Source organism: Cupriavidus sp. SHE, assembly GCF_000812445.1.
Lineage (GTDB): Bacteria > Pseudomonadota > Gammaproteobacteria > Burkholderiales > Burkholderiaceae > Cupriavidus > Cupriavidus metallidurans.
The window spans coordinates 47,290-68,146 of sequence record NZ_JWMB01000031.1; the positions used below are offsets into that span (position 1 = coordinate 47,290).

The window sequence follows — 20,857 nt, forward strand, 5'->3', positions numbered from 1 at the left end:
TCATGATGCGCAAGGCCGTCGTTCTCTGGTTCCTGGCGCTGATGCTGGCGCTGCCGGCATGGGCGGCGGACGGCTTCGTCGCCGTCCCCGCGCTCACGCAGCGCGTGACCGATCTGACCGGGACGCTGAGCGCCGACCAGCGCAGCTCGCTCGAAAACGTGCTGGCCGAATACGAGCAGCAGCGCGGCAGCCAGATCTTCGTGCTGATGGTGCCGACCACCGCGCCGGAGACGATCGACGCCTACAGCATCCGCGTGGCGGACGCCTGGCGCGCGGGCCGCAAGGGCGTCGACGATGGCGTGATCGTGCTGATCGCCAAGGACAATCCGCCCGGACTGCGGCGGATGCGCATTGAGGTAGGCCGTGGCGTGCAGGGGTCGCTGACCGATGCCATGTCGAATCGCGTCCTTCAGGACGTGATGGCTCCCCACTTCCGGCAAAACGATTTCTACGGCGGACTCTCCGCCGGCATTTCCGCCATCCAGGCATTGATCGACAAGGAAGGATTGGCCGCGCCCAACCGCGCGCGCCAGACGCCCACCGAGAACGTGGCCGACTGGCTGCCGGTGCTCTTCCCGCTGGCGATCATCGTGTTCTTCTTCCTGTCCGCCATCCTGCGCAGCAGCCGCGGCCCGCATGTCGTCACCGGCCGGCGCGGCTGGCCCGACGTCACCGCCGGGGGGCTAGGCGGCATGACCGGCTACGAAATCGGCCGCCGTTGGGGCGGTGGAGGTGGCGGTGGCTTCGGCGGCGGCGACTCCGGCGGTGGCTTCAGTGGCGGTGGTGGCGGCGGCTTCGACGGCGGCGGCTCATCCGGCAACTGGTAACGGAGAGACCATCATGAAAAAGGCCAGCCATCCACGTCCTCCGTTTCGTCAGTCGCTCAAGCGCGCGCTGCGGCATATCGGCACGGGCCACAACGTCGCGCGCAGGGCGTTTCCCGACGAGGCACGGCACCAGCTCCAGGTGGCCGTGCACACGGGCGAGCAGCATCATCGCGGCGAGGTGCGCGTCGTCATCGAGGCAAACCTGCCCCTCTCGCTGGCCTGGCGCGGCGTGACGCCGCGCGCCCGCGCCCGCACGCTGTTCGGCGCACTCGAAGTGTGGAACACCGAGGACCATACCGGCGTGCTGCTGTACATCAACCTGGCCGACCATGCGGTGGAACTGCTGGCCGATCGCGGCATCGACGCACGCGTGAAGCCCGAGGCCTGGCACGACATCTGCGCCCATCTGGCGCAAGGCCTGGCGCGAAACGTATCGGTGGAACCGGTGCTCGAAGCCATCGCGCAGATTCACACGCTACTAACGCGCCATTTCCCGGCCAGTGGCGGCAACAACCCCAACGAACTCGACGATCGACCGATCGTGCTCTGACCTGTCACGCAACCGGGCGGAGCCATGCCCCGCCCGCGTTGCGCATCAACGGCGGCCGCTGGCCGACGCCACCGAAACCGATTGCGACCCACTGCGCGTCGCCTCGATCACCAGAATGAAGATCAGCACCACGGCTGTCAGCGCGAAGACCGCATAACCCATGTTGTCGCCTTCCAGCGCGAGCAGCGTCGGCGAGTAGGTGCGGCCGGTGCAGATCATGGTGCCCGCCGTCATGCCCGTGTAGTGCATCCCGCAGACCGCCACGGCCATCACCAGCGCGGCGCCGATCTGCTGCGCCACGGTCTTCACGTTGGTGGCCAGCCACAGGCCGACCGCGGACACGACAATGGCGATCAAGGCGGACAGCGCCACGATGAACAGATCCCACTCGAACACGCTGTTGGTGTGAATCGCTGCCATGCCGGTGTAGTGCATCACTACCACGCCAGTGCCCGTCAGCACGCCGCCCTTGATCGTATTGGTCAGGGGATTACCCGTGGGACTCGATGCCTTCGCCAGACCGGCAGCGGCAAACACCATCACGGCCAACAGCGAAGCCAGCGTGACCAGCAGGCTGAATTCCATATGGGTCGGCGTCTGATACGCGACCATGCCGATAAAGTGCATCGCCCAGACCGCGCCACCGCCGAGCGCGACGCTCGCGCACATCAGGCGATCCACATCCAGGCGGCCGTTCGGTTTTCGGATACCCCGGCACCATCGCAGCGCCACGTAGGCCCCGCACGCGGAGATCAGGAAGGACAAGCCCACCATGAGCCAGTTGTACGAATACGGCACGACTGCGCCGGGGACGGCTGCAAATCCGTTAAACATGTAGACCCCTCGTAGGACACCGACTGTTTTCCGCCTTCGGGCGAAGGCGTCGTTGTTACGGCAATGACATCTTGGGAATGCAATGCGTCGACAGCAGGTGATGCGGCGGATGCGCGCGAGGATGAGGACTGCAGTGGCCCTTTCTTAATGATTTCTTGCTGCGGATGCCCCCGCGCGGACGCTCCGTCCGGGGGAGTATGGCGGGCGTGCAAGAGCACGCCAATAACCCATTTCGAGTAATTCCGGACGCCGGAAAAGCCGCTGCGGCCCGGGAGTTTCGAGGCGCCAACGGGGCGTCAAGATCGGCGCCTCCCGGAGAACGCTCAGGAGCGTTTTTCCATCAAGTACCAGATGGCAGCGAGCACCTGGATCACCACCAGTCCGGCCCACACCATCAGGTGCGCCGACACCGGGTAATGGTCGCCACTCAATGGGAAGAAATCGAGCACGAAGCCGATGCCCACCTGGAACACGAACGTGGCCAGGAACACGGTCAGCGTCATGGCGGTGGTGGCCCGGCCAATCAGCGCGTCGGGAAAGCGTCGCGCCAGCAGCGCGTACGTCAGGATGCCGGTGGACCCGAACACGCCGTACAGCGCCCACAGCAGCCCCAGCGGCATGAACGGCAGCCGGGCCATCAGCAGCAACTGGATCACGATGAAGCCGATCATGCCGGTGCCGGCCAGCGCATACAAGCTGATGCCACGGCGCTCCAGGTGACGCGCGGCCCAGCCCGCGCCGATGCAACCAGCCATCATCGCAAACCCGATCACCGACACCAGACGCGCGCTCTCGCCGGGCCCCAGATCCTGCACATCGCGCATGAACGCGGTGACCCAAAGCGTCTGCACCGCCAGGAAAATGCCCTGGTTCAGCAGCGTCAGCGGCACCACGCGCCAGAAGCGCTCGCTGCTCAGGATCTGCCGCGTGCCGCGCAACTGTTCGGCAAAGCTCTCCTTGCCCTGGCGCTTCACGTCGGGCACGCCAAACCAGAGTAGCGCGGCCATGCCGAACGATATGACGGCCATGCCAGCGCTGATGGTGCGCCAGTCGGTCCATGACAGCAGCCACGACAGCGGCGCCCCCACGACCACCGCGCCCAGTCCGCCGATGGCCATGACCAGCCCGTTCAGCAATGGCATGCGCGACAGCGGAAACCACATCGACAGCGCCTGGATCGCGGCGCCCAGGCAGACCGATACGCCCACGCCGATCATCGCCCGCCCGGCAGCAAGCCCCACCATCCCCGGCGCCCAGGCGAACACGAGCGAGCCCGCCACGGCCAGCATCAGCATGACGGCCTCGGTGCGGCGCGGGCCGAAGCGGTCGAGCAGGATGCCAGCCGGCAACTGGGCGCAGGCAAACCCGAGGAAATAGAAGCTCGTGAGCAGGCCGAGATCGCCCGCGGTAAGTCCCAACTCACGCGTCAGGTAAGGCGCGAAGCCGAGATTGACACCCCGGAACACATAGGAGACCAGGAAGCCGAGCGAGAAGAACGCCAGCACGCGCCAGCGCGCGCCAGACGCATGGTTGGGCTGGGAGGCCATGTCAGTGGCCGGATTGGTGGTGGATGCAGTCATGCATGCATTGTCGTCACCGGCATGGTGCAAGACCAGCGAAAGATACCTGCGGCAATTGTGAGTAGAATTTGACGACCATGACCGATTCGCGCCCCCCGCGTCACTCGCGCTCCCCCCATCTGCCCCCGCTTCAGGCGCTTCGCGCACTGGAGGCAGCCACGCGCCACCGCAGCTTCACACGCGCAGCCGAAGAGTTGGCCCTGACGCATAGCGCGATCAGCCACCACATCCGCGCGCTCGAAAACAACCTTGGCACCAAGCTGTTCCAGCGCACCGGCCTCAGCATGACGCCGACCAGCGCCGGCACGCGCCTGGCCGAACAGGTGCGCGGCGCGCTTGACCAGCTTGAATCGGCCCTGCGGGAAGCCGGCAGTGTGTCAGGCCCACCCGTGGTGCAACTGCAGGTCAGCGTGATGGCAGACCTTGCCAACGCCTGGCTGATCCGCCGGCTGCCGAGCCTGCACGCACAGGCACCCGAGCTCGATCTGCATCTGCGGCTGCATGCGGAGATTTCGCCGCCCGACCCCTACGCGGTGGACGTCGGCATCTGGCACCAGCGCGTGGATTTGCCCGGCTTCGAATGCCACAACCTCATCGAGGACTACGTGATCGCCGTGGCCAGCCCTGCGCTGCTGGCGCGGTATCCGGGCTTCACCGTGGCGGACCTGCCCAGGCTGCCGATGCTGCGTTTCGCGCTCCGGCCGTGGCGCGACTGGCTGCTGCTGGCCGGCCTGCCGCCCGACGAACCCGTGCGGGGGCCGATCTTCCAGGATGCTGGCCTGATGCTGCAATCGGCCGTGGCCGGCCTGGGCGTGGCCACCGCTCGCGCGCAGCTCGCGCACGACTACATCGCCAGCGGACAGCTCGTGCAGATTGGCACCACGCGGATTCCATCGAGCCTGCATTACTGGGTGACCTGGCGCGAAGGCAATCCGCGCGAAAAGGCGATCCTGCGTTTTCATACCTGGCTCAAGGACCAGATTGCCGGCATTGCGCCGGAAAATGACTCTCAATTGTGAAACAGGTTGCGCATTTGGTTGCATAGCCAGTTTCAGAATTGCAACCATTTGACTCCGAAACTGGCAAATGCGTCCCTTACCCCCCCGAACTCATCCGTAAAGGCGAGGGCAAGTGAGAAAAATAGACCAAATGATGGACTGAGGCCGATATTTTCCCGATGGAATGGGTTCGGCATCGAGAATGAGTTTCAGCAACTGCCATATTCTCCCTGATGCAGGTTACAGGCCAGGACTTATCCCAAGGCAAGCCGTTCGGTAAAGTATCAAAAGAGAGACATCAGTCTCGTGAAATCTATATACCGGATAATTCCTAAGGAAACGGCACGATCGTATTAAACACCCCCGTCGGGGGGTAAAAACATGCAATGGCGAGCATATGGGCTAATCAATTATGGGGACTAGCCCCTGGGCGAACGCCGTGCGCCTGCCGATCATCAATCACGCCAAGGTTTCATCAACGAAACACTTTTTGCGACTCCATCCCGCAATTTCCACGCCCAAAAATGAAAATCCTTAAAAATCAGGTGTTTAGCGAGATTGAGAGATCCACGACTATATTCCCGTCAAAGGGCTGATTCCAGGGACGGGTCAGTCGTGCGGTGCCGGAGTGCTCCCAGGCAATTCGATCCGCAAATAAGCGATGGACCGACGCAGTGATGCGCGGATCCAATCCGCGTGGTGGCATCTGGCGCAACAGCCGGGTGCCACCACGACGTCATAGTCCCGGGGTTTCTTTTCGTAGTTTGCGGCCTATTGGGGTAAGCAGTTGGTCCGGAAGGCCGGCCGGGAACAAGCTTGCGGGAAAACGGGAATCGGCGAATCCAACAGCCGGAATCCGGGGGTTAGTCACGATCACTACCAAGCGGCATGGGTTGCGCTTTGGTGGCGTGACGTTCGGCCGGGCGCAGCCGCGCCGGGCAGGCGTGCCTCCAGCGTTCCAGCACCCCCCTTCTCCCTCGAGCAACGTGGCCAAAGGCGTCCATGGCGCCTCGCCGCGCAGCGGGAAAAACAAAAAAAGGCTGGGGGAAAAAATGAGTCACTATGTCAACCGCCCGTTGCTGTATGTCTCCAGGCATCACGACGCGTCGTTGTGCCGTTATCTGTCGCAGCACGGCTGGAAGCTGGTGTTCGCGAACAGCCTTGAGGACCTGGCCGCGCTGCCACTCGATGGACCATTCTCGGCGGGCCTGCTCGATTTCCAGAGCGGCTTCAGCGATGCCGATCTCGAACTGATGGAGCCTTGGCTGGCGACGCGCCAGATCGGCTGGATCGGTGCGATCAGCTGCGCCGACGAGCTGACAGACACCGCGCGCAAGCTGCTCGGCCTGTACTTCATTGACTACTACACGGCGCCATTCGACATGGCCGAGCTAAGCCGGACGCTCGGACACGCGGTTGGCATGGCAGCCCTGCGGCCGGGCCGCGAGCAACCGGCCGTGCCGCTGACGCGCCCGCACGGGATCATCGGCGAATGCAATGCCATGCAGGCGCTGTTCCGCAGCATCGAAAAGGTGTCGCGGTGGGACACGCCGGTACTGATCTCCGGTGAATCCGGCACCGGCAAGGAACTCGCCGCGCAGGCCATCCATCGCGCCTCGCGCCGGGCCAACCAGCCGTTCGTCGCAGTCAACTGTGCGGCCATCCCGCCCACCCTGCTGATGTCCGAACTGTTCGGCTACGAGCGTGGCGCCTTCACGGGCGCGACCAAGCGCAAGCCGGGCCGGATCGAGATCGCGCAAGGCGGCACGCTGTTCCTGGATGAAATCGGCGACATGCCGCTCGAGAGTCAGACCAGTCTGCTGCGCTTCCTGGAAACAGGCCGGATCGAACGGCTGGGTGGTACCGAATCCGTCGCCGTCGATGTCCGGGTCATCTCTGCCACGCACGTCGACCTCGAAGCCGCCGTGGCGACCGAGCGGTTCCGTGGCGACCTCTTTCACCGCCTGTGCGTGCTGCGCGTCAAGCAGCCCCCCCTGCGCGAACGCGGCTCCGATGTGCTGCTGCTGGCCGAACACATCCTGGATTCCGTCCGCAAGGACTCGCCCGAGCATATCCGCGGCTTTTCGCCCATGGCCCTGCGTGCCATCACCACCCATGCCTGGCCAGGCAATGTGCGCGAACTGCTCAACCGGATCCGCCTTGCCGCGGCGATGTGCGAGAACGGGGTCATCCAGCCCTCAGACCTCGAACTCGACACACCCGTGGAAAGCAAGCCGCCGACGCTGGCCGCGATTCGCGAAGCGGCCGAGCAGGCCGCGATCCTCGAAGCCCTGCAACGCCATCACGAACGTTTGATCGACGTGGCGGCCGAGCTTGGCATCTCGCGAGTCACGTTGTTCCGACTCATGCGCGACTACAAGCTGCAGGTGCGGAAAGGCAACGTGGGACTGGTCTGCGTGCAGAACTGAAGGCTGGTGTCGATCCACGACGCGGAGTTCGAACATGCTGCAAATCCAGTCCCGCTCCCGAGACGTGCCAGGCGAGCCGGCCGGCCATACCATCTGGCATCGCCTGCCCGCGCGGGACACACTGGTCCGGCTCTTCCGATTCGGTGTATCCGGCGTCATCGCCACCGGCATCCACGTGGCGGTGGCCACCCCGTTGATCTACCTGCTCCATGCCTCGCAGGTGGGCGCCAACGGCGTGGCGTTCATCGTCGCCAATATCGCGTCGTATCTGCTCAATACGCTGTGGAGCTTCGGCGCTATCCCCACGCGTGACAGCTACGTGCGCTTTCTGATCGTATCGCTGCTGGGTCTGGGCCTGACGCTTGGCATCTCTGCCGCCGCGCAGGCGCTTGGCCTTGGCTATTGGGCCGGTCTCGCCGCGATCCTGTCGGTGGTGCCGGCGGTCACGTTCGTGCTGCACCGGACCTGGACGTATCGCTGACCGCGCAGCCACACCATCCCACCGGGCGGACGTGCCTGGCCCGGCCGGCCATCCACTTCACCTCGAGGAGCCCCCATGCCAGCCGCCACCGACACGCCCAAGACGGCTTCGCTCGACAGCGCCACCCCTGTCCGCTGGCTCACGCCGGGACGCATCTGCCTCTATGCCGCCACCTTGCTGGTGCTCGAATGCGTCGTGGTCGCGGCGTGGTGGTACGGCCACTCGGTCATTGCCAATCCGACTGTGCCGCGTCTGGGTTGGGATTTCGTCGTCTACTGGTGCGCCTCGGGACTCGCGCAGATGCATGGCGCGGTCGCTGCCTACGACTGGGAACTGCTGCGCGTGGCGAAGACACCGCTACTGCCGAACACATTCGGTCCGTTCGCCTATCCCCCCACGTTCCTGCTGATGATCTACCCGCTTGCCGCGCTGCCTTTCAGCATGGCGCTTGTCCTGTTCGCGCTGACGGGCATCGCGCTGTATCTGGGCTATCTGCGCGCCGTGGTCGGCCATCTGCACCGTTACTGGTTCGTTCCCGCGCTCGCATTCCCGGGAGTCTGGACCACGCTAATTTCGGGTCAGAACTCGCTGTACACCCTGGCAGCCGCAGGTGGCGCGCTTTGGCTCATGCGCCGTCACCCGGTGGCTGCGGGGGCCTGCATCGCGCTGCTTTGTGTCAAGCCGCAGCTCGGCGTGCTGTTTCCCCTGATGCTCCTCTGCGAGCGGCGCTGGACCACAATGGCTGCGGCAGCGGGATGCTCTGCGTTGTTCGTCGGCCTGACTGTCATGGCCTTCGGCGTCGACATCTACCCGGCATTCCTGCACAGCCTGGCGATGTTCCGCGAAACGGTGGCCGTGAACATCGACACGTTGCGCGGCGCGCCGACGGTCTTCGGTGTGCTGTACGTGGCCGGTGCCAGCATTCCGCTGGCTAACGGCGTGCATGCCGCCGTGGCGCTCTGCACGATCGCGACGTGCGTATGGGTATGGTGCACCAAGCCTCGGCTCGCGCTGAGCGCGTCCGCGCTAGTGGTTGGTACCCTGCTCACGCAGCCCTACCTGATCTACTACGACCTTGCGTGGCTGGCCATTCCCGTGGCCTTGCTCTGCGTCGACATGATCCGGTTTGGCAGCCGTGGATGGGAGCGCCTGCTGCTGATCGTCACCTGGTTCGCGCCGATGCAGGGCCTCAGCCCGTTCTTCATCGACCATGTCCCGCAACTCACGCCCCTCGTGCTGGTGTGCCTCCTTGGCCTGATCGTGCTGCGTCATCAAGCCGCGAGAAGCGCCGCCCAATCCTGAACGGAAGGGCGGCTTCGAGAAGTCTCAGTGCCGCTTGGCGGCGGCCGCGATCGGAATGACGCGGCCATTACCCACGGCGCGGCCTTGCGGACGGCGCTCCTGGTAGCGGCGCTTGACCAGATAGATCGGGCGGCCCTTCGATTCGTCGTAGATGCGGCCGATATATTCGCCCAGCACGCCCAGCCCGATAAGCTGGATGCCACCGAAGAACAGCAGCAGCGACAGTACAGACGCATAACCCGGCACGTCGACCCCGAGGATCAGCGTGCGCGCCACGATGAACGTGCCGTAGCAGAAGGCGATCATGGCGATGAACGACCCGACGTACGTCCAGCTTCGCAGCGGCAGCGTGCTGAAGCTGGTGATACCTTCGAGCGCCAGGTTCCAGAGCCGCCAGCCTGAGAACTTCGATTCCCCGGCGCAGCGCGGCGCGCGCTCGTACTGGACCACTACCGTATTGAAGCCAACCCAGGCAAACAGCCCTTTCATGAAGCGGTGCCGCTCAGGCAACTGCTTCAGCGCGTTGACCACGGCGCGATCCATCAGACGGAAATCCCCGACGTTCTCCGGAATCTTCAGGTCCGACAGCCAGTTATGCACGCGATAGTAGGCCGTCGCGGTCACACGCTTCAGGAACGAATCGCTGGCGCGGCTGGCACGCTGCGCCAGCACCACTTCGGCGCCCTGCCGCCATTTCTCGACGAGGGTGGGAATCAGCTCCGGCGGGTCCTGCAAATCGGCGTCGATCGGGATTACCGCGTCACCGAAGGCTTCGTCGATGCCTGCGGTCAATGCCGCCTCCTTGCCGAAGTTGCGCGTAAGGTCGATCACACGGATGCGGCCATCGCGCCGCGAGATGTCGACGAGCCGCGCGAGCGTGTCGTCGGCGCTGCCATCATTGACGCAGACGATCTCGAAACGCGTGGCTGGCACCGATTCGAGGATCGGCACCACGCGGTCGAAAAACGTCTGCAGCGCGGTGCCCTCGTTGTAGAACGGCACCACCAGCGACAGGAGCTGGATGTTGTCATAGTCGGCCATGATCTCTTTCCTCCCGGCACGCGTTGCCGCGCGCTCCGTCATCAGGCATTGAACGATGCCTTGTCCATCCTTTCCAGCCGGATTCGCCAGACGCCCAGCGCCAACGCGAGCATCAGCCCGAGCGGCAACGGCTGGAATCCGATCTCCGGACCTGTCACACGGCTCCACAGCGGCATCAGCCACAGCAGCACCAGCAACTCCCGCTCGCCCCGCAACCAGCCGGCGCGATGGCCGTGCGCGCCGAGCCAGGCAATTGCCAGCCCGAGGAACACGAGGTCGTAGTCATACAGGTAGGCCGGCACCAGCAACCCGGCCACCACAAGCACGGCGGCACGTAGCGCGAAGCTGCAGGGCCGGGACCACGCATACACCACCGACGCCAGCGCTGCTGCTGCCACCAGACCGTGTATCGCGTAAGGCAACAGCAAGCCGCCACTGATCAGCTTCATTGAGGCAAACACCGTTGGCATCCGCGCCATCAGTGCGGAGCCCTGCTCCACCGACTCGCGCGCCATGGCGGCGTTGCGCAGGAATGCGGCGAAAGGCTCCGAGCCGAACACCAGCAGCGACGCCACCGTCAGCACCAGCGTCGTGAAAGCCATGGCGCCCAGCGCACGCCACGCGCGCGCGCAAAGCAGCGCCACCGGGATCATCAGCGCGAGCTGTGGCTTCATCGCCACCACGCCCAGCAGCACCCCCGCGAGCAACGGACGCGAGCGCAGGCACGTCAGTGCCAGTCCGGCGCAGCCCGCAAGCCACAGCGAGTTCTGTCCGGTGGCCAGCACCACCACGATGCCGGGAAACGCAACCGCCGCCAGCCGGGCATCGCGCCATGGCAACGTGCGACATAGCGCCCACGCAAACCAGGCAACGCCACCCACCAGAAACACAAAAGTGGCCAGTCCATAGGGCAACAGCCCGAACGGCAGTACGAACCACAACGACATGGGCGGATACAGCCAGGGCAGCACACCATCGCCGATGGCAAGCCCGGGCACCGCGGAGAGTTCCACATGCCGCAGCGCGCCCTGATCGTAGGGCGCGGCCGCTCCACTGGATAACGCCAGCTTCGCCGTGCTCCAGAACACGACGAAATCGCCACCCGGTGCGAATACGCCCGGTACCTTCAGCACGCAGGCGCGGAACAGCCAGATCCCGAAGTACAGCGCGTAGCAGGCAATCGCCACGCACGAATAGAGCCGCAACCGGCTGGCATCGAGCCAATGCGAGCGTGACGCATCGTCCCGTGCCCGGCGCGCGGCAGCCTGCAGCGTGGCCATGTCAGGTTCCCACCGGCGCCGGTACCGACGCGGACGCAGTGCGGGCCATGGTCCGACGAACGGCCACGATCACGAGCAATGCCGAGATAACGGGGCCGATCTGCGGCATTCCGAACTTGGGGTTCATCTGTTCGAAGATCGGCAACCACCACGCCACCAGGAACAACAGGCGCTCGCGGTTGGACAGGCCATGACGAATGCCATCGCCGACGAGACCCGCGACCGCGATTCCCATCCACGTCAGTTCGTAGTGACGGACATACGGCGTGGCCAGCAACGCGGCGGCGGCGAGCACCGCGGCGCACAGTGGCGCCTCGCGCGTGCGGGACCATACATAGACGACGGCCGCCGCGGCGGCGAGCGCTGCCAGTCCTTGCACGGCGTAGGCCGAACCGCGGCTCAACCCTGACAGTTGCGCGGCGGCCAGCACCGATGGCATGCCGTACCACCCTTCCGGCGTGCCTTCCACAAGATTTGCGCGGGCCCACGCGACACTGTTCAGGAATGCCGGAATCGTCTCCCAGCCACAGATCACGATGCTGACCGCCGCGAAGATCGCCGCCGTGATGGCGGCGCTCGCCAATGTACGGAAATGGCGACCCGCAATCAGCGCCACCGGAATCAGCAATGCCAGCTGCGGCTTGATGGCCAGCAGCCCGATCAGGACACCGGCCAGAACCGGCCGCTTGCCCAGCAGGCAGATCGCGCCACCGACCAGCGACGCCGTCAGCAGCGAGTTCTGTCCGAGGATGACCGAGACCAGGACAGCCGGCGATGCCAGCACCGGCAGCCACAGGCCGCGCCGCAACATGGAGCCGGCTCCCACCAGCCCGCCAATCGCGCACAGGTAGGCATAGACACTTGCGGCGATGAACAGCACGTAACTGAACGCGAACGGCAATGCGGCCAGCGGCAGGACCACCAGCAGGAACGTTGGCGGATACAGCCACGGCAGGACGGCAGTGTTACCGATGTCGAGCGGCCCGTAGGTCGCCATCACCTCCAGGTGCCTGGCCACGTCGTAGGCCCGCACTGCTCCCTCGCTCAGCGCCAGATACGATGCGCTCCAGAACACGGCGAAATCCGTACCCGGACGACTGACGTGACTATTGGTGAATCCCTCGGTGTACCAGGCCCACGTCACCATCAACACCACGAACAGGAACAGCACGGCCGCGCTGTAGACGCGGGCGCGATCCAGATCCAGCCACGCCCCGCCTTGCCCCCCCGTGTCCGCCCGCACTGCTTCCTGACTCATGACTCACCCCGTTCCCTTGTGTTCTTGCCTTATGTTCTTGCCTTATGTTTTTTGCAGGTGCCATGCCGCGGTCTTGTCCGAACGTCGGCAACGCCTGGTGTTGCCTAAGTCTTGTCACGCGAACGCATTAGCGCAAGGCGCCACACGGGGTCGAGAACGGGCCGGCGCCCCGGAAAACGCGATCCGTGCGCGCAACGTTTCCTTCCTGAATCACGCGCGGATTGGAGGTGGAGAATGGCGTCGCACAAGCGATTGCGGGCGACGCGCAAAGCCAGCGCGCGGGCCGTCCCGCAACGCAGGCAACCACGCGCGTTTCCATTCGGAAACGTTGCCCTCCGCAGGGTCTGCTTCATCCATCAGTCGGGCCGGTGCAGGCATCGCACGGCCATGTACCCACGGTTGTCATCCTCCAGGGCGAACCGTCTGCGTAATGCGGTGCACCTGACTACTTCTTTTGGATGAGCGACACATCCGCCCGACCTAGTGATGTTGGCGATCCATTCATACCGGGGCTGACCCGCCGGTGGGCTCATCCAAAATAAATCAGCGCCCAGCGTTTCCGGCTGGCAACGACGCGGGCCCGAAACGCGGCATTCCGCCCGCATCGCCGCAGCCCCCACCAGGCGGGCCTCCCCGCAAAGCCTTGTGGCACAACGAATTCATCAGGGCTGGCCCACGGATTGCCTATGTCAGCCTGCGGCACCGTCACTCACGGTAAGCCGCAACTGCCAGCGAGCTGTTCGCCGCAGGCAGAAGAACAAAGATTCGGGGAGCAACACCATGCCAGCTATCGGTCAGCTCGTGAGAATGCATCGGACCATGGGTCGCATCGCCGCCGCTCGCAGCGGCGGCAGCGTGCCCTACCGTTGCATGGTTCGCGCAAGCCACGCCCAACACGCGGCACGGTGCATCCATGCCTCCGCCGAACGACGGCTGCAGGCGCGTTGCCCTCACGGCGCAAGCGTCGGCGCTGGCCGTTGGCCATTTCATTGCTGCGCGATCTGCGCGCCGCCGTCCTGCCGCTTCCTCCCGCTCTGAAATCACAGATGTCTGTTCGAAGTTTCTGTCCGTAGTCGCAAGCGTGCTTTTCAACCCAAGGAGTCCACCATGCAACGTCTGACCCAAAACCTGAAGCGTTTCGTCCGTGACGAAGACGGCGTCACCGCCATCGAATACGGCCTGATCGCCGCGCTCATCGCCGTCGTGATCATCGCCTCGGTACAAATCGTCGGCCAGAACCTGAGCAAGGTCTTCAGCTTCATCGGCGCCGAACTGGCCTGACGGCTCGACGGTTCGCAGCGTGGCCGGTTCATGTGCCACGCCGCGAACCGTTGATACCGGCCATCACGGACCACCTCCCAAGGAGAGCCACATGTCAAACCACTTTGTCAGCCTGAAGGCGTTCCTCCGCGACGACGACGGCGTCACCGCCATCGAGTACGGCCTGATCGCCGCCTTGATCGCGGTCGTGATCATCGCCTCGGTGCAGATCGTCGGCACGAACCTGAGCAGCATCTTCAGCATGATCGCCTCGGAACTGTCCTGAGCCAAGCCACCCGACACGACACGCCATCGAGGAGACCACCATGTCCAGTCTCAAGACCATGTGCGACACCTTCCGACGTGACGCGCGCGGCGTGACGTCCATCGAGTACGCGTTGCTGGGGGCGCTGATTGCCATGGTCATCATCGGCGCGGTGAGTCTCCTCGGCACCAATCTCAAGGCGCTCTACGACATGGTCGCCGCGGAGGTGCCCTGAAACGGGCCGCACCCAACCAGAACGAGCCGAGCACGCCATGACCACCATCCCGACGCTCTCACCCTATATCGGCCCCATCGTCATCGCGGTGGTGCTGACCGCCGCCGCCACGGACCTGCAGCGGCGCCGCATTCCGAACTGGCTGACGTTTGGCGCGTGGCTGGTGGCGTTGCCCGTCCAGATGACGATCCACGGCCTGGCCGCCGGCGCGTCCGCCTGGGCGCTGGGCTGGCTGACGGGCCTTGGCATCTTCCTGCCCATTTACCTGCTGCGCGGCATGGCCGCTGGCGACGTCAAGTTGATGGCCGCCGTGGGTGCGTGGCTCGGCGCAAGTCTTGCCGCATCGATCGCGCTGGCGTCGTTCGTCATCGGAGGCGTGTGGGCCCTGACGCTTGTGCTGGCATCCGGCAAGGGCCGCCAGGTCGTGCGCAACATCGGCGGGATCGCGCTCACTGGACAAGGTGGCACATCAGTCGGTTCCCTGCCCTATGGGGTAGCGATCGCGGCCGGCACGCTGACCATGCTGTTCGCCAGCACGTGATGGACCAACAGGACCGCAAGGGACAAACACAAGGGGAACGGCAATGTTAGAGCACCATGAAGCAGGCCAGGCAACAAGACTCCCCGAGGCAGTCGCCTCGATGGTGCGGCATGCCCAGGCCGATCACGACGCGCTGCCGGCCTGGCACGTTCCGCCGCGATCCATCGCGGATACCGGTCTGGATATCTCGTTGCTGCTGGGCTTGTTGCTGAAAGCCGCCTACCTGCACCGCAGCGTCTCCCTGACGATTCTGACGGACACGCTCAAGCTGCCCGCTTCGGTCGTGAACGAGATCGCGGCCGTCGCCGTTCGCGAGCGGCTGCTGGAAGTGGCCCATCGCGGCGCCAGCGACATCGACGTGCGATTCCGCCTGACCGACGCAGGCTACGCCCGCGCCGCGGAGACCTCGGCCCGCTGCAGCTACTCCGGTGCCGCGCCGGTCACGCTTCAGGCTTACCTCGATGCGATCCAGCATCACTCGATCCATCACACATCGGTCACGAAGGCGGATGTCACCGCGGCATTCCACAACCTGGTGGCGCCGGTCCATCTGCTCGACAGCATCGGCATGGCGCTGAACACCGCCCGCGCGCTGATGATCTACGGCCCGCCGGGCAGCGGCAAGACCTACCTGGCGCAGCGACTTGGCGCGCTGTTGCCCGGCGCGGTGCCCGTGCCCCATGCGATCACCGTGGCGGGCGAGATCATCCAGATCATGGACCCGCTCGTGCACACGCCCATCGACGACAGCGAGGCTTCGTCCGCCCGCCGGTCAATAGACCGCCGCTGGGTCGTCTGCCATCGTCCCGTCGTGCTGACCGGGGGCGAACTGACGCTGTCGATGCTCGACCTGCGCTACGACAGCAACTCGGGCTTCTATCAGGCACCCCCGCACATGAAGGCCAACAACGGCATCTACATCGTGGATGACCTTGGCCGGCAGATGGTCGGTGTCGAACAGTTACTGAATCGCTGGATCGTACCGCTGGACCGTGGCATCGACATGTTCACGCTTCATAGCGGCGTGCGGTTCTCGGTGCCCTTCGACGTATGGCCGGTGTTCTCGACCAACCTTGAGCCCACGGACCTCAGCGACGATGCCTTCCTGCGCCGGCTTGGCAGCAAGCTCTACGTGGGCCCGCTGTCGATCGACGACTACCGCGAAGTCTGCCTGCGCACGGCCACCGAACTCGGTCTGACGTGGCCGGAGTCCGCCTTCGATTTCCTGCTGGAGAGCCTGCATTTCTCCAGCGACACCCCCCTGCTCGCGTGCATCCCGCGCGACCTGTTGCGGCTTGTGGCATCGCACGTGCGCTACCACGGCCACGCACCGCAAGTCACGGAAGAGAGCCTGTGCCGCGCCTGGCAGGGCTACTACGGATTGCAGGGCAAACCGGAAGCACCACCGCCGGACAACGAACACCGCTGGCCCGCCGGCCATCGTGCAGCGGGCTAAGTCAGCCCAACCAGGAAGGAAGCAAGTACATACGTAGGGGAGAGTCATCATGAAGAACACGCGAGCAATCCTGATGCTGCTGGTTGCGCTGGTGGCCGGCGCGGCGGCGGTGGTTTCCGCATCCCGCTGGCTGCTGCAGCAGTCGTCCAGCTCGGTCAAGCAGGTGGTAGTGGCCGCGAACGATCTCGATCTCGGCCAGCCGCTCAACGGCAGCCAGCTCAAGCTCGTCAGCTGGCCCGCCGGCAGTGTGCCGCCCGGTGCGTTCGAAGACCCCAAGACACTGGACGGGCGCGTGGTCCGCACCAGCCTGCAACGCGGCGAGCCCATTATCGACGCGAAGCTGGCGCCGGTGGGCACCAAGGGCGGCCTCTCCGCCGTCATCAACGACGGCAAGCGCGCCATCACGGTTCGCGTCAACGATGTGGTGGGCGTGGCTGGCTTCGCGCTGCCAGGCAATTACGTCGATGTGATCGTCAACACCAACGAGGACACCAAGAGCGCGCAGAACGGCAGCATCTCGAAGATCGTGCTCGAGAAGATTCTGGTGCTGGCCGTGGCGCAACAGGTCAGCCGCGATGACACGCAGCCGAAGGTGGTCAACGCCGTGACGCTGGAAGTCTCGCCGGATCAGGCCGAGAAGCTCGACGTGGCGCGCAGCGTGGGAACGCTGTCGCTGGTGCTGCGCAATCAGATGGACGTGGCCGACATCAACACCGGCGGCGCCACCAAGCACACGCTGCTCGGCAAGGCCGAACTGCCCGCGCCGGCTCCGCTCGCTGCGCCGGCTCCCGTTACGCGCACGGTGGTCAAGACCCGCACGGTCGCCGCCGCACCGCGCGCTGGCAACTGTGTCGGCGTGCTCGCAGGCATCCAGGGCAGCCTGGAGTGCTTCTGACCGCAAAGGGTGAAACAGACGAAGCACCGAGACACCTAGACGCTTAGCGCATCCAGATCCGCTTCACTCTCCGGGGGGAGATCAAAAATGAACCAGAAGACAACTGAAGCAGCACGCGGCACACGCCACTTCGTCCTGGCCGCCATCCTCTGCACACCACTCGCCGCGGCGGCACAGGTCGCGGTAGAAGCCGGCAACGTCGCCAGGTCGACCACGCCGGCGGCGGCCTCGCCAGCGGTCAAGGTCCCGGGAGGGCCTGTGCAGATGACCATCAGCATGGCGCCCGTGCCCGCCGCCCCCTCGATTGCCGCTGACGCCCGTGGCCCGAACTGCTCCGGCGCGATCCGCAACGAATCGAGCGTGATCGTGCCGATCGGCAAGTCGCAGCTGATTCCGCTGCCCGAGCCAGTGCGCAACCGTACCCTGGGCAACCCGAACATCGTGCAGGCCACGATGGTGTCGCCGCAGACGCTCTATGTCCTCGGGCGCACCGTGGGCACCACCAACATGATCGTGCAGGGCCGCAGTGGCGGTTGCAGCATCATCAACGTGGTGGTCAACGCGGACGCTAACGGATTGCAGACCTCGCTGGCCCAGTTGCTGCCGGGTGAATCGGGCATCCGCGTGATGACCGCCGCGGACAATCTGGTGCTGACCGGCAGCGTCTCCAGTTCACAGGCGGCACTGCAGGCCATGGATATCGCCCAGGCGTACGCCAACGCGGCACAGGGCGACGGCGCCAACGGCAAGAAGGGCGGCGTGCTCAACATGATGTCCGTCGACACCCCGCAGCAGGTGATGCTGGAGGTGAAGGTTGCCGAAGTCTCCAAGACGCTGCTCAACCAGCTCGGTTCGGCAGTCAATATCCAGGGCGGCTTCGGATCGTGGACCGGCGGCGTGATCTCGAATCTGCTCACGGGTGCGGCGGCCGGCATCTTCGGTAGCAAGGCCAACAACAAGCCGTTCAATCTCGCGATCGATGCGCAGAAGAACGACAGCCTGGTAAAGGTTCTGGCCGAACCGAATCTGGTCACCATCAGCGGCCAGGAAGCCAGCTTCCTCGCTGGCGGCAAGATCTACATCCCGGTCGCGCAGAGCAACGCGCTCGGTGGCGCCTCCACCATCACGCTGCAGGAAGAAGAGTTCGGCGTGGGGCTGAAGTTCACCCCGACCGTGCTGGCCAACGGACGGATCCACCTGAAGGTGTCGCCGGAAGTCTCGGAACTGTCGCCCACTGGCGCAACGGTCAGCGGCAGCACGCTGACCGGACAGACGATCCTGCCGCTCATCACGACACGCCGCGCCTCCACCACCGTGCAGATGCGCGATGGCGAGAGCTTCGCGATCGGTGGCCTGCTGCAGGACAGCGCACGTGGCTCGCTGAAGGCACTGCCTGGCGCCGGTGAGGTTCCGGTGCTTGGCACGCTGTTCCGCAGCACGCAGTTCCAGCAAGACCTGACCGAGCTGGTGTTCATCATCACGCCGCACCTGGTCAAGCCGATGCAGACGCAGAACTACCCGCTGCCGACCGACGGCTTCACCACGCCTGACCCGCTGTCGCTCTACTTCATGGGCAACATGGAAGGCAAGGGCAGGCCTGCTCCGCAGCCGGCACCGGTGCCTTCGCAACCCGCCGCGCCCGCCACGGCACCTGCCCCCGTGCCTTCGACCCCGCGCAGCGAAACCGGCCCGACCACGTCGGTTCCCACCAGCCCCACTCCGATCGGCAAGCTCCTGGACGAGCCGGCGCCGTCGGCCCCTGCGGCTTCGCCAGCGCCAGTCGCAACCGTGGGGCCACGGCCGCCCGAGGACAACAGCGCGCGTGTCGCGCGCATCGAGGCCACCGCGCTCCGCCTGGCCCAGGCAAAGGCCGGTGCCGCGACCACCCCCGGCACCACTGGCAGCAACTGATCCGCCGCGCGCAAGGGACACCAAGGAGAACGATCATGAACAAGACACTCAAGCTTTCGCGTGGCGCCACAGTGCTGGCGTTTGGCACCCTGGCCTGCATCGGACTGTCGGGCTGCATGACCTCGACGCCGTCTTGGGACCAGCATCGCGGCGAGGCCCTCGCCGCGGTCAAGCAGCAGCAGATCATCAACCCGGATGCGCCTACCGGATTGCCGACCATGGACGGCACCGATGGCAAGACCGCCGTGGCCGCCATGCGTAACTTCGACCGCTCGCTGATCCGCGTCCAGACCGGAGCGGGCAGCCCCGTCGGTGGTTTCGGCATCGACTTCGGCGCGGGCGGGTATGGCGGCGTGGGTATGGGCGGCGGCAGCCAACGCTAAGCAAACCGCGGGGAGCACCATCATGTCCACAACCAGGTCTCGCGGCATGTCACTGCCTCGCATTCACGAGAGGCAGCGCGGCGCCGTTGCCATCATTGTCGGGATCATGATCGTGGTGCTGGTCGGCTTCATCGGCCTGGCACTCGATCTCGGCAAACTGTATGTGAGCAAGAGCGAGTTGCAGAATCGCGCGGATTCGTGCGCGCTGGCCGCAGCGCGCGACCTGACCGGTGCTACCCCGCTAACGGTTTCCGAAGCCGCCGGCCTGACCGCGGCGGCCCGCAACCTGGTGCTTTTCCAGGGCAACCTGGAAAAGCAGCCGAACATCACATCGGCCGAATCCGTGACCTACAGCGATTCGCTGGCGGATCCCTTTCTGGACAAGAACTCTGTCACCTATGCGCTGAACACGATCAAGTACGTCAAATGCGACGTCTCGCGCGGCAACATCGCGAACTGGTTCGCGCAGGTACTGAATGCAATTCCTGGCATCCACATCGGAGCGAACACGGTTGGGGCCTTCGCTGTCGCAACGACGACTTCGGCGCAGACCACCTGCGCGATTCCTGTGTATATCTGCAGACCCGACACCGCCACGCCGGCGGTGCCTGGCGGATACACGATCGGTCAATGGCTGACAGCCAAGATAGGGACCTCGGGCGGGGGCGTCTACGGAGGTGGGAACTTCGGCTGGGCCGACCTGAGCGGTGGCAAGGGCAACACACCTGCTCTGGACACCCAGCTTCAGGGAGCGGGGCAATGCAATCTGCCCGCCTTGAACACCCAGATCGGTACAACCGGCAACAAGGCCTCGCTCTCGGACGCGTGGAACAGCCGCTTCGGCATCGCCACGAACAAGACCACCGGCGTGACCGACTTTACGGGTTTCGCCTACACGAGCACAACGTGGACGGCGCAGAGCAATGCTTACAACGGCACATCGACCGACAGCAAGGGGGCCTCCCAGCCGAACTTCCTGGCTGCCCGCAAGGCTTATCAGCCCTATCAGGGTGACTCCGTTACCGGCCTGAGCACGAAAGGCACAGCCGCGTCGCAGGCCACCTATCAGGCTGGCGCTGACCGGCGCCTGGTGCTGGCGCCGATCGTCGACTGCTCGACGTTCAGCACGCCGGGCACCCATCAGGCCAACGTCACGGGCTGGGCCTGCGTGTTGATGGTCGATCCCATGCAGCAGGGCGGCAACATCGACACGGTGCATCTCGAATATCGCGGCGACTCGAGCCTGCCGGGCAGCCCCTGCGCCACGCAGGGCATGCCGGGCGCGAGTACCGGCGTCGGCCCGCTCGTCCCGGTGCTGGTGCAATAGGAGT

At 65.1% G+C, this 20,857-nt stretch carries 20 protein-coding genes; 15 read left to right on the forward strand and 5 right to left on the reverse strand.

Translation table 11 applies throughout. The annotated features are described in order from the left end of the window. The first annotated feature begins 2 nt into the window (after positions 1-2). The gene (locus RN01_RS16920) at positions 3-827 is read left to right on the forward strand and encodes a YgcG family protein (protein ID WP_017513533.1); all 825 of its coding nucleotides are present in this window, start codon (positions 3-5) and stop codon (positions 825-827) included. Between the two features lie 13 nt (positions 828-840). Continuing rightward, positions 841-1,377 carry a TPM domain-containing protein gene (locus RN01_RS16925; RefSeq protein ID WP_017513534.1) on the forward strand — a complete coding sequence of 179 codons (537 nt, stop codon included), beginning with the start codon at positions 841-843 and terminating at the stop codon, positions 1,375-1,377. 45 nt (positions 1,378-1,422) lie between these two features. Here RN01_RS16925 and RN01_RS16930 read toward each other — a convergent pair whose 3' ends face one another. Together RN01_RS16930 and RN01_RS16935 are read right to left on the reverse strand one after the other, a co-directional pair. After that, on the reverse strand, positions 1,423-2,211 hold the full coding sequence (locus tag RN01_RS16930; RefSeq protein ID WP_017513535.1) for an MHYT domain-containing protein: 789 nt from the start codon (positions 2,209-2,211) through the stop codon (positions 1,423-1,425). Positions 2,212-2,534: 323 nt separating this feature from the next. Beyond that, positions 2,535-3,791 (reverse strand): nitrate/nitrite transporter, encoded by a 1,257-nt coding sequence (locus tag RN01_RS16935; protein ID WP_024570734.1) that lies wholly within the window; start codon positions 3,789-3,791, stop codon positions 2,535-2,537. Positions 3,792-3,868: 77 nt separating this feature from the next. On the opposite strand from RN01_RS16935, the gene RN01_RS16940 reads away from it, so the two are divergent. The 4 genes from RN01_RS16940 (at position 3,869) to RN01_RS16955 (ending at position 9,001) form a co-directional block, all read left to right on the forward strand. Further along, a complete protein-coding gene (locus RN01_RS16940) occupies positions 3,869-4,810 on the forward strand; it encodes a LysR substrate-binding domain-containing protein (protein ID WP_017511523.1) in 942 nt (313 codons plus the stop codon). A 1,031-nt stretch (positions 4,811-5,841) separates the two neighbouring features. Further along, positions 5,842-7,218 carry a sigma-54 dependent transcriptional regulator gene (locus RN01_RS16945; RefSeq protein ID WP_024570735.1) on the forward strand — a complete coding sequence of 459 codons (1,377 nt, stop codon included), beginning with the start codon at positions 5,842-5,844 and terminating at the stop codon, positions 7,216-7,218. A gap of 34 nt (positions 7,219-7,252) precedes the next feature. After that, positions 7,253-7,699, forward strand: coding sequence for a GtrA family protein (locus RN01_RS16950; RefSeq protein WP_017511524.1), 447 nt, complete (start codon positions 7,253-7,255; stop codon positions 7,697-7,699). A 75-nt stretch (positions 7,700-7,774) separates the two neighbouring features. Then, a complete protein-coding gene (locus tag RN01_RS16955) occupies positions 7,775-9,001 on the forward strand; it encodes a glycosyltransferase family 87 protein (RefSeq protein WP_024570736.1) in 1,227 nt (408 codons plus the stop codon). Between the two features lie 24 nt (positions 9,002-9,025). Here RN01_RS16955 and RN01_RS16960 read toward each other — a convergent pair whose 3' ends face one another. Genes RN01_RS16960 through RN01_RS16970 form a run of 3 tightly spaced genes read right to left on the reverse strand, consistent with a single transcriptional unit; the run spans position 9,026 to position 12,580 of the window. Further along, on the reverse strand, positions 9,026-10,042 hold the full coding sequence (locus RN01_RS16960; RefSeq protein ID WP_024570737.1) for a glycosyltransferase family 2 protein: 1,017 nt from the start codon (positions 10,040-10,042) through the stop codon (positions 9,026-9,028). A 41-nt stretch (positions 10,043-10,083) separates the two neighbouring features. Next, positions 10,084-11,322, reverse strand: coding sequence for a glycosyltransferase family 87 protein (locus RN01_RS16965; RefSeq protein ID WP_017511526.1), 1,239 nt, complete (start codon positions 11,320-11,322; stop codon positions 10,084-10,086). Position 11,323: 1 nt separating this feature from the next. Further along, positions 11,324-12,580, reverse strand: a complete 1,257-nt coding sequence (locus RN01_RS16970) for a glycosyltransferase family 87 protein (protein WP_017511527.1) — start codon at positions 12,578-12,580, stop codon at positions 11,324-11,326. A 1,107-nt stretch (positions 12,581-13,687) separates the two neighbouring features. Between RN01_RS16970 and RN01_RS16975 the strand changes: the two genes are divergently transcribed. The 9 genes from RN01_RS16975 to RN01_RS17015 all read left to right on the forward strand — a co-directional run bounded on the left by RN01_RS16975 (position 13,688) and on the right by RN01_RS17015 (position 20,853). Beyond that, on the forward strand, positions 13,688-13,861 hold the full coding sequence (locus RN01_RS16975; protein ID WP_017511528.1) for a Flp family type IVb pilin: 174 nt from the start codon (positions 13,688-13,690) through the stop codon (positions 13,859-13,861). A gap of 91 nt (positions 13,862-13,952) precedes the next feature. Continuing rightward, the gene (locus tag RN01_RS16980; RefSeq protein WP_017511529.1) at positions 13,953-14,126 is read left to right on the forward strand and encodes a Flp family type IVb pilin; all 174 of its coding nucleotides are present in this window, start codon (positions 13,953-13,955) and stop codon (positions 14,124-14,126) included. Between the two features lie 40 nt (positions 14,127-14,166). Then, positions 14,167-14,340 (forward strand): Flp family type IVb pilin, encoded by a 174-nt coding sequence (locus RN01_RS16985; RefSeq protein WP_017511530.1) that lies wholly within the window; start codon positions 14,167-14,169, stop codon positions 14,338-14,340. Between the two features lie 37 nt (positions 14,341-14,377). After that, positions 14,378-14,881: a prepilin peptidase gene (locus tag RN01_RS16990; RefSeq protein WP_017511531.1), complete on the forward strand. Its 504-nt coding sequence runs from the start codon at positions 14,378-14,380 to the stop codon at positions 14,879-14,881. A gap of 43 nt (positions 14,882-14,924) precedes the next feature. Continuing rightward, entirely contained in the window at positions 14,925-16,337 is a 1,413-nt protein-coding gene (locus tag RN01_RS16995) for an ATP-binding protein (RefSeq protein WP_024570738.1), read from the forward strand. Positions 16,338-16,386: 49 nt separating this feature from the next. Then, a complete protein-coding gene (gene cpaB, locus RN01_RS17000) occupies positions 16,387-17,232 on the forward strand; it encodes a Flp pilus assembly protein CpaB (protein ID WP_017511533.1) in 846 nt (281 codons plus the stop codon). Between the two features lie 87 nt (positions 17,233-17,319). Continuing rightward, positions 17,320-19,143 carry a type II and III secretion system protein family protein gene (locus tag RN01_RS17005; RefSeq protein ID WP_017511534.1) on the forward strand — a complete coding sequence of 608 codons (1,824 nt, stop codon included), beginning with the start codon at positions 17,320-17,322 and terminating at the stop codon, positions 19,141-19,143. Between the two features lie 35 nt (positions 19,144-19,178). Further along, on the forward strand, positions 19,179-19,526 hold the full coding sequence (locus RN01_RS17010; protein ID WP_017511535.1) for a hypothetical protein: 348 nt from the start codon (positions 19,179-19,181) through the stop codon (positions 19,524-19,526). A gap of 22 nt (positions 19,527-19,548) precedes the next feature. After that, complete coding sequence (locus RN01_RS17015; RefSeq protein WP_223277308.1) at positions 19,549-20,853, forward strand: pilus assembly protein TadG-related protein; 1,305 nt, start codon at positions 19,549-19,551, stop codon at positions 20,851-20,853. Positions 20,854-20,857 lie beyond the last annotated feature (4 nt).